The following is a 13466-nucleotide window of genomic DNA, read 5'->3' as shown; positions in this document are numbered from 1 at the left end:
CAGGGGAGGCAGCTCCGGGGGGCGTTGCGAATTGCATTGCCATGAGGCTTTTGGGGTCGACTGACAGGATAGTGGCTTTTTGATATTTGCCTGGCAACTAGCCGCACCACAAGTTGCTGCGCTGGTGATGGGGATCAGGTCGTAGCCGGGCTGTGCTGTTGATCGATTTGCCACAGCAGGGCCCGTTCGAGCTTGAGCATGGCCTGTTCCAGGGCGGTTCTGCGCTGCATCAGGGTTTGCCTGTCCGCGTCTTGCAAAACAGCCTGCTCAAGGGCTTCGCACTGCGTTTCAAGGTCTTTTGCCTGCACCATCAGGGCCGAGCCCTTGATCTTGTGGGCGAGTTCCGCCAGTGCCTGGGGCGGGGGCTCGCAGGGCAGGGCCATCAGTTGCTGGCGGTCCCGGTAGCTGCAATGCAGCAGTTCGGTAAGGATGCGCAGGGCGAACTGCGGTTTGCCGCGGGACAGGGTGCGCAGCGCCTTCAGGCTGAACACGCCATTCCAGGGCCGCGGTTGCAGGCCCGCCAGTTTATGGCCGAGGGTCGCCAGGCCGACAGGCTTGAACAGGCAGTCATCGATGCCGGCCTGTTCGCACTGCTGCCTCTCTCGCGGCCTGGGGCTGGCGGTCACCCCCAATACCCGGCAAGCCGCGCGGGACTCCAGGCGTTCATGCTCGCGGATGGCGCGGACCAGGTCGTAGCCGTGCATGCCCGGCATGTTGCAATCGACGATGAGCAAGTCAAAGAACCCCTTGCACCAGAGCTCGAAGCCTTGCTCGACGTCTTCGGCGGTGCGGCAACGGTGCCCGAGAAAGTGCAGTTGTTCGCTCAGCAGCAGGCGGTCCGCCGCATGGTCATCGATCACCAGTACGTTCAAGGCCCGGGTGGCAGGGGCAATGAGTGGTTCGACGAGGGGCGCGGGTTTTCGCGCTGGCTGACAGGCCAGCGGCAACAGGACCCGGACTTCCGTGCCTATGCCCGGCTGGCTGGTCAGTTGCAGCGTGCCCTGCATGAGCTCGCAGAGGTGGCGGCAAATAGTCAGGCCCAGCCCTGCGCCGTCAGGTCTGGATGGGGTGCGAGCCTGGGCCTGGAAGAAGGGTTCGAACAGCCTGTGCTGATCCTGCTCGTCGATGCCGATGCCGCTGTCCGTCACTTGCAGCATCAGCCGCACCTGTTGCGGCTGCGTGGCCGCTTGCAGGTCGAGATGGATTTTGACCTGACCCTGTTCGGTGAACTTGATCGCGTTGTGCAGCAGGTTGCCCAGAACCTGCTTGAAACGCAGTGGGTCGAGCAGCACATCGACCGGCTCGACGCTGGAGTGGAAGGTCGGTAGCAGCTTGAGGTGCTTCTCCCGGGCCTGGCTGTCGAACTCCCTGACGATGGATTCGACAAGGGCGCGCGGTTCGAGCCATTCGGGCGCCAGGTCCAGGCACCCCGATTCGATGCGGGCGATATCGAGGGTGCCGTCGACCAGACCCTGCATCGCCCGGGTCGAGCGATAAGCCATTTCAATGACCGGACGATCCTGGGACTGGCTGTCGGAGCGCTGCCGCAGCAGTTCCAGCGCACCGATCAGGGCATTCATGGAGCGGCGCAGTTCGTGGCTGGTGCTGGCCAGGAAAGCGCTTTTCGCCAGGCTGGCCGCTTCGGCCTGTTGTTGGGCGGCCTTGAGGCTGTCGCTGAGCCGATGGCGTTCGCTGATATCGACCCAGCCGCCAATGATGCCCTGGACCTCGCCGTTCGCGTCCCGGTAGGGCAGGACCCAGTGCTGGACGGTCAGTTCCTCTGCGTTCAGGCGCAGTGGCCGGTCACGCAGCAGCGGACGGTCTTGCGCCATGACGCGCTGGTAGTCGGCATGATATTCGCGGGCCTGCTGGGGATCGTCCAAAAGTCCCTGCAACAGGCTTTTGCCGATGACCTCTTCGCGCCGGGCGGCGAAGCTTTCCAGGTAGCTGGCATTGCAGCTTTGCAGCAGGCCCTGGCGGTCGCGCACGTAAGTCGGATGCGGCACGCCGTCGATCCAGGCCTGCATGAATGCGAGCTGCTGCCTGAAGTCATGGGTGGCCTGTTGCTGCTGGGTCAGTCGCCGGTGCAGCCAGGCATTCCAGCCCAGGGACGCCAGCAGCGGCACGCCGAGCACCAGGCCTGCGAGCAGGAGCAGCCCGCGATGGCCGTTATCGAGAGGCGGGGCGGTGGCCGATTCAAGACAAGGCGCCGTGTCAGGGCACTGAGGGAGGGATGTCATTGCGGACTCTGGTTGCCCGGCCTCGACCAGGCCAAACAACAGGAACAGCGAAACTGCCGTGGCCGTCAGGGTTAAATAATAAAGAATGGGTTTGAACATCCTGTTTCTCACACCAGTTCGTGACGTTGTGCCAACTCGATAAGTTCCGCCATGGAAGTCGCGCGAAGTTTGTGCATGATTCTTTTTTTATAGGTACTGACGGTCTTGCCACTGAGAAATATGCTGTTGGCTATTTGCGTACTGGTGCTGCCCTTGGCAAAAAGTTGCAACACCATCAATTCCCGATCGCTGAGCAACATCAAGCGGCTCAGTTCGTTGTTTGCCGTTTCATCCTGACGCGGCGTTTGCAGGGCATGACTCGGAAAGTAGTTGTAACCACATAGCACCGCCTTCATGGCGCTGAGCACTTCGCTCAGGTCTTCCTGCTTGCACACATAGCCGCAGGCCCCGGCCTGCATGCAGCGCGCGGCGAACAGGGCCGGCGATTGCGCCGTCAGCACCAGCACCCGCAAGGACTTGTCCAGGGCGCCGAAACGCAGCAGCAGTTCCAGCCCGTCGAGCTTGGGGATGCTGATATCGAGCACGATCAGGTCCGGCATGCTGTCGCGAACCATTTGCAGGGCATCGACACCGTTATCGGTTTCGCCGACGACTTTATAACCCTCATGTTCCAGCAACATGCGGATGGCCAGTCGGATAACGGGATGGTCGTCGATGATGAAAACAGAACTCATGGTCAAACCCGTGGAAATAAATACAGGTCTGGACCTTAGCGCAGGCAGGACAGTGGATATATGCGGGTTAAGGCGGGGTTGGGGACAATAAGGCAGTTCTTACATGAAAGACGGTTTCGGATTACAGCAGTTTTTCAGTTGAAAGTAGGAATGAGTATCCAGCCATGTAAAAGGTAAGGAGATGTTGGAGGTTTAGTGCACTTTTTCGCAGGGCAATAAAGGGCGCTGAGAAGAGAAGGGAGCCAGGCAAGGCTGCCCCCCGTTCATGGGGGGCAGCCGCTCACGGAGCGCTTGCCTCAGGGCGCTTTCTGATCGATGCCGGCCTGCAGCAGCTGGCTGTCGCTATGGCCACCGACGCGCAGCGGCCCCAGGTTGAACGCCTGGTCGTTGCGGGTGGCGTCGTCCTGCTTGCGGGTCAGCTCATCCTTGGCGCCGAGGACCAGGTTGACCGGCGACTTCGACAGGTTGAGCCCGACGTCGGCGCGGTAATCCGTGCCCGCCAGTGCGGTGCTCTTGACGGTCGAGCCGCCGAGGTCGACCTTGCCTTCGCTGGCGCCGATCCGTGCACCGCTGAGCTGGGTTTCACCCGACACCTGCAGGTTGACCCCGCGGCTGCCACTGATGCCAGAAGCCTCTGCCACGCTGTCCTTGCTCTGACGGCTGACATTCAGGTTCAGGGTCGGCGTGTAGGAGGTGTTGCCGCTCTTGTCGCCGAACAGCACGCCTTGCGCGGTGTTGGTCAGCTTGCTGCCAGCGCCGGTTTTCTCGCTGACGGCGTAGCTGTCGCTGGTTTTCGGCCAGACCCGTTCCTTGAGGCTGGAGAAGCGATCGCCCAAGGCTTCGGTCTTGTCGGCGAGGTAGCTCTTGGCTTTGTCTACGCCGCGACCGAAGGCGCCCTTGGGTTCCGGGTTGACGTCATAGCTGCCGCTGCGGGTGAATTTCTCGCCCAGGCGTTCCTTGGCGATTTCGGCCTTGTTCACCAGGTTGTCCTTGGCCGCAGTCAGGCGTTCGGTGCCTTTGTCGACGACGTTTTCCAGCTTCTCGCGGTGCTTGTCGAAACCGCCTTCGGCCTTGGCCTGCAGCTTGTCCTTGAGCGGGCCGGTCTGTTTGGTCAGCTTATCGACCACGCCAGGCTGGTTTTTCTCGGCATCCAGGCGGGCGTCGAGGTTGACCGTGGTGCTGCTGAGTTGGTCCTTGCGGCTCTCTACCTTGAGATCGCCACCGATCCGCCCATCGACCTGATTGGCGTCGATGCGCGCCCCCGCCAGATGGGTGTCGCCGTTGCTATTGAGCGTCACCTGGTCGGCCTTGATCAGGCTGTTGTGCTGGGTGGTGCTGTGCAGTTGCTCGACATCGATCTTGGCCCGGGCGTGGATACCGCGATCGGTTTTCGGCGATTCGTGTTCGCCGGCGTCGGCCCGGGTGGTCTTGCCGCCGTTGCCGCCGGCACCCAGGGTCAGGCCCCAGTTGTTGTGGGCCTGGGTGGACTGCGCCGACTCCTGGTAGATCCCGCCCTGGTCGGCGCTGAGGGTGACACCCTTGGCCTCGATCTGGGTGCCCTGCAGGTGCAGCGCGGTAGTGCTGTCGGAGCCGCTGGCGAGTGTTACCTGGCCATTGCTGTGCAGTTGCCCGCCGGTCTGGCTCTGGTCCTGTTCCGAGACCCGGCCGATGTTGAAGTTGGCGCTCAGGTTGGCGCTCTTGCCGCTGCTCTGCTCGCTGCTGGTCTTGCTGGCGCCGCCCGTCAGGCCGCCACCGAGGTTGCTGCCCTGGCTGCTATGGGTATCGACCGCGGCCTGCAGGTCGAGCTTGCCGCCGGCGTTCAGGTTGATGTCGCCGGTCTTGGCGGTCTTGCTGCCGATGGTGGTGCCCTGGAGGATCAGGTCGCCGCCGCTGGTCAACTCGATCGGGCCCTTGCCCTGGATAGTTGCCACCCGCGCCTGGCTGTCCTGCTGATCCAGGCGCTTGTGGTCCAGTTGTACGCCGGCGCCGAGGTTGAGGTTATTGCCGTTGGCGCCCGGTGCGCTGCCGACGGTGAGCGAGGCATCGCCGCGCAGACTGGAGTCGCTGCTGTTCTGGCGGTCATTGGCCTGGTTCAGCGCCAGTTCGCCGCCGCTGTGCAGCTTGACGCCGGCGTCGCCGCCATCGAACCGGCTGCCTTCGTACTGGCCATCGCCGTTCAGCGCGATGTCCACACCCTGTTTGCCCACATAGCTGCCGACTACCGCCTTGCTGCTGTCGCTGCGCTTGTCGCTGCTGCCGCCGGCGCCGCTGCCACGCACGTTCACGTCCTCGCCAGTGGTGGTGTAGACCCGCACGCCGGTCTTGGCGTCCAGTGCCTGCTCGCTGCTGCTGTGGGTATCGCTGGCGGCCTTGGCCACCTGGCTGCCGGCGTCGATCTTCAGCGCACCTTGAGTCGCCTCGTAGCGGCTGCCTTCATCCTGCAGCTGGCCGGCGACCTTGACCTCGACCTGGCCACCCGTGAACTGGCTGACCACGGCGGTGCTGCCTTGCTCGGTGCGCTGTTTGTTCTGGTGGCCGACTTCCACGTCCAGGCCAACATTGGGTTGTTCCAGGGCATCGAGCAGGCCCGGTTGATGGAACTTGCGCTGGGCCACGCCTTCGATGGCTTTCTCCACCGGGCGGGTCAGGCCCTTGTATTCGACGTTGGCGCCGATATCGGCGCTCCAGGTGTTTTCCTTGTGGCTGGTGGACTCACTGTCGTGCGCCGCGCGGTTGTCGACCTGCTCGGCCTTCACCAGCAGCTTGTCGCCGGCCTTGACCTGTGCACCCTCGGTCACCAGGGCGTTGCCGGCCTTGATGGTCAGGTTGCCGGTGGCATTGATGCCGGTGGTGTTGGCGGTGCGGGTATCGCGGGTGTCCTGGGTACTGCTGTGGGCGAACTCCACACCGTTGCCGGCGCGGTCCAGGCCGCCGGTGTAGTAGAAGCCGCCGCCGGTGGTGCGGGTGTCGGTGCTGCTGCTCTTTTGGTCGTGATCGGCCAGCAGCTCGACCTGCTGGCCGCTGAGGCTGGCATCGCCGTGGGTGGCTTTCAGGTCGCCGCCCTTGACGCTCAGGTTGCCCCCCGCTGCGACTTGCAGGCTGCCGCCGCTGAGGCTCGAACCCTGTTGCTGGGTGTCGTCGGTCTTGACCGTTTTCTGCTGGTCTTCGTAACGCACGCCGGCGCGGTATTGCCGGGTGCCCGGGGCATTTTCCTTGGCATAGGCGTCGAAGCCACGGGTGTGGGTGGTGCTTTCGCTCTGCGAGCTGTTTTGCGCCGAGTCGATCTTGATGTCACCGCTGGCCTCGGCCTTGAGCTCGCCGGTCGCGGCTACGTACGCGCCGCTGATGGCGATGTCCTTGGCACTTTCGAGCTTGAGGTTGCTGTCCGAGCGCAGGTCGCTGGTGACGGTGGTGCTGTCTTTGCGGTTCTGCCGGCTTTCGTCCTTGGTGATACCGAAGAACTTGCTGTCCTTGCTGTAGCTGTTGTCGTGAGAGCGGTCCTGCACGCCGTCGATGGTCAGCGAGCCTTTTTCGCTGATCACGCTGGCCTGCTTGCCGCCGCGGGCCTGGCTGCCGCTGATGCGGACCTCGTCGGCCTTGACGATCAGGTCGCCCTTGGCATTGACCTTGCTGCCCTTGTTCAGGGTCTTGCCCTTGTCGCCGTCGCCGTTCTTGCCGAAGAAGCTGCCACCGACCAGGTCGCCGGAATAGGACTTGTCGCTGTTGCTCTGGGTGCGGCTGGCGCTGGTGATGTCCACCTGGCGCCCGGTCAGCTGGATATTGGTGCTGGCCAGTTCGGCGCCCTGCAGTTGCAGTTGCTTGCCGCTGGTCAGGTGCAGGTCGTCGCCAGCCTCCAGTTGGCTGGTGATGCTGCGTTGCTCGCTGCTGGACTTGTCCCAGTCGGCTTTCCACAGGTGCTTGCGGTGCCGGCCCTGATCGCGTTGTTCGTGGGTTTCGGTGGCGGCGGTCAGGCGCAGGTCGGCACCGCTGTCGAGCGTCAGGTTTTTTTCCGCCTTGATCTGGCTGGCCTTGATTTCGGTATTGGCGCGGGCCTTGAGCTCGGCATCGCGGCGGGCAGTCAGTTGGTTGCCGTGCTGACGGCTGTCGCTGTCGGTCAGGGTACGGTCGTAGGTTTCCCAGGTGATGCCGATGGTGCTGTTGTGCCACTGCTCGCGCTTTTCCTGGAGCTTGCGGCTTTCGATGGCGCTCAGGGTGAGGTTGCGCCCGGCGTCGAGCTTGATATCGCGAGCGCTGACATCGGTGGCGGCGAGGGTCAGGTCCTGGCCGCTGCGCAACTGCACGTCGCCCTGGCTGCTGTGCACGCCGGCACGGATGGCGTCGAGGCTGTCGGGCCTGGCCTGGCCGCTGATGTGCAGGTCGCCGGCGGAGGCGATATCCACCCCGTCGCGGCCCTTGACCTGCACCGCGCCGACCCGCACGCCCGCGCCTTCGGCGGTGCTGACAATGTTGATGCGTCCGGCCTGCATGGCGCCGAACAGGCTGGCGTCGATGCGCTGCTCCTGGGTGTTACCGGCCGGGTCGGTGCTCAGCACCTTGCCGCTGGCCGGGTCCACGCGGTTGCGCCCGACGGTGAGGTTGAGCTGGTCGCCGGCCGTAAGGTCGCCCTGGCTGTCGATGCGTGGGGCGATCAGGTTGATGCTGCCCTTGGTGTTGCTCAGGCCTCGGCCCTCGACCGTCAACTGGCCCTTGGCGTCACGGGTGCTCAGGGCTTGCAGCTTGCCGTCGTTGAGCTCGGGGCGGCCGACCAGCAGGCTGGCGTTCGGCGTATTGATGAAGCTGCCGCCGTTGACCGAGATGCCGTTGGGGTTGGCCAGCACATAGTCGGCGGCGCGGCCGAAGATCTCCTGGGTGCCGTTGAGCGCCGAGGCGTTGCGGCTGATCACCTCGTTGAGAATCACGCTGGCGTCCTGGCCGTGGAACTGCGGGTTGGCAGCCAGCTGCCCGGCCAGTTGCGAGGCGCCGGCTTGCAGGGAGTTGTTCAGCACCACGCCCTGGCGATCGACGTTGTAGTCGAGGAACTGGTTATGGGAGAGCCCGGCGCCATTGGGCGCGACGATGTTGACGATAGGCACGCCGTTCTGGTTCTGCAGCTGCGGGATGCCGCCCGGGCCCGGGGCCACGGTGATGCCGCCGGCCAGCGCCTGCGGCAGATGGGAGACCAGAAGCAGGCTGGCGATGGCCAGGCGCAGTTTGCCCCTGGGGGACAGGTGAAACACAGATGTGTTGTCGGGCATAAGAAGCTCTCTATGTGTGGGCCGAGTGGCAGTGCGCGTTGTTCGTTGCAACGCTGCTGTGGTGTTCAGGCTCGGCTGTTTTTTTCAGGCTGATGCACGGTTCGCGGAACCTCAGATCTGCACACTCAGGCGGGTCAGCCAGGTGGGCGATTCATGGTGGAAACGGTCGGGTGTTTCCAGGCTGTGCTGGTAGTCGACGTCGACTTGCACGTTCTTCCAGCTCAGGTTCAGGCCGATGCTGGCGCTGCTCAGGCGCTCGCTGCTGGCGCCCTCTTGCGCCTTGATCCGGCCGTGGTCGAAGGCCAGGCGCGGGGTCAGCTTGACCGACAGATCGTTCTGCAACGGCAGGCGCAGGGTGTTGCGCCAGATCCCGCCGATGGCGCCCGAGGCGCTGTTTTCGCGATAGCCGCGCACGGCGGAGTCGTCGGTGCCCAGCAGTTGTTCGATGGCCGGCAGCGGGTCGGGGCTGTACTGCAGCGACAGCTGGCTCTGCCACTGCCAGGGCTGGCTGCCGAAGCGGCCATTGCGCCATTGGCTGAGGCTGGCGCGGTACTTGCGGAACTGCGCCTGCGGCAGGTTTTTCTGCACCTGTTGCGAGTCGCGGTCGGCGCCGAACCAGGTCAGGCCCTGGGCATAATTGATGTCGAGGTTCCACACCGCGCTGTCGAGCCAGAACAGGTTGAGCCCGGCTTCGGCCACGGTCAGGGTCGGGCTTTGGATGCCCAGGCGGACCTTCTCCAGGTAGCTGTCGACATCCTTGTGGGCCAGTTGCAGGTTGGCGCTCAACTGGTGGCCCTGGTCGCGCCACAGCACGCGGTCGGCGCGCAGGCTGAGCAGGTCGGTGCGCCCGCTGTTGTAGAAGGTCACGCTGCTGAGCTTGAACGGCGCACGGTACTCGGCATGGCTGGCGAACAGGCTGTAGGTCCAATAGCCGTAGGGGATCGAGTAGAAAACGCTGGCGCTGCGGCTGTAGCGCGGACCGTGATTGAGGGTGTCGCTGAAGTTCAGGTTGAGCGCGTCGTTGAGTTGCAGTGGGCTGTCGAGGCTCAGGTTGACGGAGTTGCGATCGCGCCCGGTACTGGCGCTGCCGAGGTTATCCACACCCAGCCCCAGGGCCCAGCGCGAAGCGCCGCTGCTGCGCGAGCGCAGGATGATCCGCGAGGCGCCGGGCTGGCTGCCGGGGGCGATATCGGCGGTCAGGTCGAGGGAGCGCAGGCGATTGAGCTGGTCCAGGCCCTGTTCCAGGTCGCGCAGGTTCAGCGGTTCGCCGAGCATGCCGGGAAAGGCCCCGGCCAGGGAAACCGGCAGGCTCTGGTCGGCCAGTTCGACGGCCTCGACATACCCTTCGTCGACCACGATGTCCAGCGAATGGCCGGCGGCGGGGGCGCTGCTCAGGTAAGGGCGGCTGGCGATGTAACCGGCCTCGACATAGATCCGGGTGATCTGCGCCAACAGGCGGTTGATCCCGTTCACGCCCATGCAGGGCGCGATATAGGGTTCGAGCTGGCGGTTCAGCCGGTCTTTCTTGAACAGCGTGACACCGGCGATCCGCGTGCCGCTCAGGGCCCAGCACTGTTCATCCTCGCTACCCTGGGCGGTTTCGGCGGGAGCCACCGCCGGCGTACCGAAGCTGCCGCGCTGCAACTGGCGCTGGCGCTGTTCCAGCTGCAGTTGTTGCAGGTCGCGCTGTTGCTGTTGCTGCAGGCGCAGGGCTTCCTGACCCGGTTGTGGCATATCGGCGGCGGCCACGGGCAGGGCCCCGGCCAGCAGCGAGAGCAGCAACCAGCCGCGCAGGCCAGGGTGACAGCTTGGGTGACTTGAGGACGTATAGGGCACTCGACATCCTTAATAGTGGAAAACGGATGAGGAAGTGCGGGAACAACTTATCGACACGGATTCATTCCGTGTACTCACTTCCATTTTGACGCTTGAGTCCTGGGCGCGCTCTTTGTTACAGCGAGAGGTGAAATTATTTTGCAAATGCCTGCTGAACTAACAGGTGAAGCCGAAGTTTTAGTGTAGGTACTTAGTTCGCTTGCTATTTGTTTTTTGCACCGATCACTCGGGCAGGGTCATGAAAGGGGAACGATCTGTCGCGGAGTGAAATTAATCCTGGTTAACCCATTACGGTTCGAGACTAGCGGAAACGATAAAGTTGATTTGTACGGAATTTGTAATCGTGGTGGATCCGTAGGGGCCTTGTGCTGCAAGGGTTTCTGCCTGAAGGCTAGGCAGATGTATCGAAAGGTAAAGGTAGGATGTTTGGTTGTGGCGTTAACGATCTGTTTAATTCAGCCTAGTTGGCTTGCTTGTCGGGCGGCATGTATCGGTCAATATCGCTAGTTATAGAGCAAGTGCTCTAGCTGGGCGCGGTTGCGTGGAATATTGTCGATCTGGATGGTGTCTGGCGAACTTGCTGGAAGTGAACGGCACTCTCAATGCAGTGTGAAATGGCCGGGATCTCAAAGTTGAAGTAACGACGGTGTCCGGTTACTGCCTTACAACAGACTAGGGGAATCCCTTAGTTGTCGACTCACGAGAAACCGCCCGAACGGCCACCTCGATAACGCGAGGTAGCCGCTCGACGGCGGGTCATTGCGGGCTGGAACGCCCGGTCATTTCCCGGGCCATTTCGCTGGCGTAGCTGTCGGTCATGCCGGCGATGAAGTCGATCATGCGCAGGAAGGAGGCATGCAGCGAACCGTTCGGATCCGGCGCGTTGTTGCCCAGCAGGTCGAGAATCCGCCGGTTCTTGAACGACGGCGTGCGTCCGCCGTGTTGTTCCAGCGCGGCGCCGCAGAACGAATTGAGGAGGATTTCCAGGGTGGTGTAGGCGCCGATCTCGTGCAGGGTCTTGCGCTTGTCCTGGAAGATCTTCTTGCGCGCAATGTCCTTGGCATTGAGCACGCAACGCTTGGCCGGGCCGTGCATATGCTCCACCAGATCGCCCGGCAGGGTGCCGCTGAGCAGGGCGTCCTGCTGTTCGACGAAGGCCCGGGCGGCGGCGTTGGTCAGGTGCTCGATGGCCTTGCCGCGCAGGATCGCCAGCTTGCGCCGGCGCGAGTCCCGCGGGCCGAGTTGGCGATAGGTTTCCGGCAGGTCGTCGCCCACCAGCCCGAGCAGCAGCGACTCGACTTCGGCATAGTCGAGCAGCTCCATCTCCAGCCCGTCCTCGAGGTCGATCAGGGCGTAGCAGATGTCATCGGCGGCTTCCATCAGGTACACCAGCGGATGGCGGGCCCAGCGTTGTTCCTCGAGTTGCGGCAGGCCGAGCTTGGTGGCGATCTGTTCGAGCAACGGCAATTCGCTCTGGTAGCAGCCGAACTTGTGCTTCTTGTAGCCCAGGGAGTCGGCGTGGCGCGCGGTCCAGGGATACTTCAGGTAGGTGCCGAGGGTGGCGTAGGTCAGCCGCGTGCCGCCGTCGAACTGGTGGTATTCCAGTTGGGTCAGCACCCGGAACCCCTGGGCATTGCCTTCGAAGTTGAGGAAGTCGTTGCGCTCGTTTTCGTGCATGGCGTCCAGCCAGCCGCGCCCGGCGGCCTGCTGGAACCAGTGGCGGATCGCGTCTTCGCCGGAGTGGCCGAACGGCGGGTTGCCGATATCGTGGGCCAGGCAGGCCGATTGCACCACCATCCCCAGGTCGCTGGGTTCGCACCACTCGGGTAGGGCGTCGCGAATGGTCTCGCCGACCCGCATGCCCAGGGAGCGACCGACACAGCTGACTTCCAGGGAGTGGGTCAGGCGCGTGTGGATGTGGTCGTTGCTGGACACCGGGTGCACCTGGGTCTTGCGGCCCAGGCGGCGAAAGGCACCGGAGAAGATGATGCGGTCGTGGTCCTTGTGGAAGGGGCTGCGGCCCAGTTCTTCAGGGCTGTGCAGCGGCTTTCCGAGGCGTTCGCGGGTAAGCAGGGTATGCCAATCCAAGGCGGGGTCTCTCCGTCGAATGACTGATGGGCTAGCTTCCCGGTTCACGCCAGCGCCTGCAAGGGGAACACGCTGAATAACGGGGCCGACCACGCACGCCACTAAAGCCCCGCGGCATCGATATCGATCAGCAGCAGGCGCTGGCCATTGTCGAAGAACTGCCCGGCGGTCAGGCAGTACTGGTTGCTGGTGGCGTCGCGGTAGGTGTTCGACAGGGTCAGCCGCCGCTCGTCCCAGCCCTCGGCCAGCAGGTGGTAGAAGTACGGACGCCACGACCAGTTGTGGCCGACGTAGCTGTGGTCGGCCTGCCAGCGGTCGTGGCGCCATTCCAGGTTCGGTGTCAGCTGGGTGCCGTGGCGATCGCATTGATAGAAGCGCAGCAACCAGGGAAAGGCATCCAGCTGGGGCAACCGTTCGATCGGGGCCCGGGCCTGGGCCCAGTCCTGCAGCAGGGTCATCAGCTCCGCGAGTTGCTGGCGCATCTGCATCAGGCGTCCGCGCTCGGCCAGTTTCTGTTGCACATAGCGCTGGCGCACCCGGGCAAAAGGCGCGACGAAAGCGTCGCTGGCGAAGAACGCCTGCTCGGCCCGGGCAAACAGGAAGCCCTGGACATACCGCGAGCCGCATTCCAGGGCGAAGTTGAGTTCGGTTTCGCTCTCGACCCCCTCGGCGATGATCCAGCAGCCGGTTTTCTCGGCCATCTGCGCCAGGGCCTTGACCACGTCGCTGCTGGGCCCGCCACGGGCCGCGGCCTGGAACAGGCGCATGTCGAGCTTGAGAATGTCCGGTTGCAGGGCCAGCACCCGGTCGAGCTGGGAGTAACCGGCACCGAAGTCGTCGATGGCGATCCGCACGCCGGCTTCGCGGTAGCGCGCCACCACTTCGCTCAGGCGCTGGCTGTTGCCGCTCAGTTCGGTGATTTCGAAGACCACGCGCCGCGGATCGACGCCCTGTTGCTGCAATTGCCTGAGGCTCGGCAAGGGCTGGCCGGCGCGCAGGCGGCTGATCCAGCGGGGCGAGATGTTGATGCTCAGGAACCAGTCGGCGGGCGCTTCATGCAGGCGGCCCAGGGCGTCGGCGCGAATCAGCCGGTCGAGCCGCCGCAGGGCACTCGAGGAGGTCCGGGGATCGTTGAACAATGGGCCGACCGATAGCAGCTGGCCGTTCGGTTGGCGCAGGCGGCCCAGGGCTTCGACACCGGCAATACGGCCGGTGGCGGTGTCGATGAAGGGTTGAAAGCAGGCAAGCGGTTGCCCGTCGATCACGGGGCCTCCTTGGTTGATCTTGTTGATTCTGGCGCTGCGCCGACGCAA

Annotated in this window: 6 protein-coding genes; all 6 read right to left on the bottom strand. The window is 63.8% G+C overall.

Features of this window, described 5'->3' with window-relative positions; translation table 11 throughout:
- Positions 1–134 precede the first annotated feature (134 nt).
- On the bottom strand, positions 135–2240 hold the full coding sequence (locus tag AC07PQ_RS25945) for an ATP-binding protein (RefSeq protein ID WP_493186427.1): 2106 nt from the start codon (positions 2238–2240) through the stop codon (positions 135–137).
- A gap of 107 nt (positions 2241–2347) precedes the next feature.
- Entirely contained in the window at positions 2348–2974 is a 627-nt protein-coding gene (locus AC07PQ_RS25940; protein ID WP_007931447.1) for a response regulator transcription factor, read from the bottom strand.
- Positions 2975–3270: 296 nt separating this feature from the next.
- A complete protein-coding gene (locus tag AC07PQ_RS25935) occupies positions 3271–8229 on the bottom strand; it encodes a hemagglutinin repeat-containing protein (protein WP_493186428.1) in 4959 nt (1652 codons plus the stop codon).
- Between the two features lie 111 nt (positions 8230–8340).
- Positions 8341–9963: a ShlB/FhaC/HecB family hemolysin secretion/activation protein gene (locus AC07PQ_RS25930; protein WP_493186464.1), complete on the bottom strand. Its 1623-nt coding sequence runs from the start codon at positions 9961–9963 to the stop codon at positions 8341–8343.
- A gap of 858 nt (positions 9964–10821) precedes the next feature.
- The gene (locus AC07PQ_RS25925) at positions 10822–12153 is read right to left on the bottom strand and encodes a deoxyguanosinetriphosphate triphosphohydrolase (protein WP_007923253.1); all 1332 of its coding nucleotides are present in this window, start codon (positions 12151–12153) and stop codon (positions 10822–10824) included.
- 101 nt (positions 12154–12254) lie between these two features.
- The gene (locus AC07PQ_RS25920; RefSeq protein ID WP_007923254.1) at positions 12255–13418 is read right to left on the bottom strand and encodes an EAL domain-containing protein; all 1164 of its coding nucleotides are present in this window, start codon (positions 13416–13418) and stop codon (positions 12255–12257) included.
- Positions 13419–13466: the final 48 nt, after the last annotated feature.

It is taken from the genome of Pseudomonas sp. GW821-FHT09E12, from assembly GCF_059416085.1.
The sequence above is the reverse complement of the archived record's forward strand: the minus strand, read 5'-3'. Positions and strand labels throughout refer to the sequence as shown.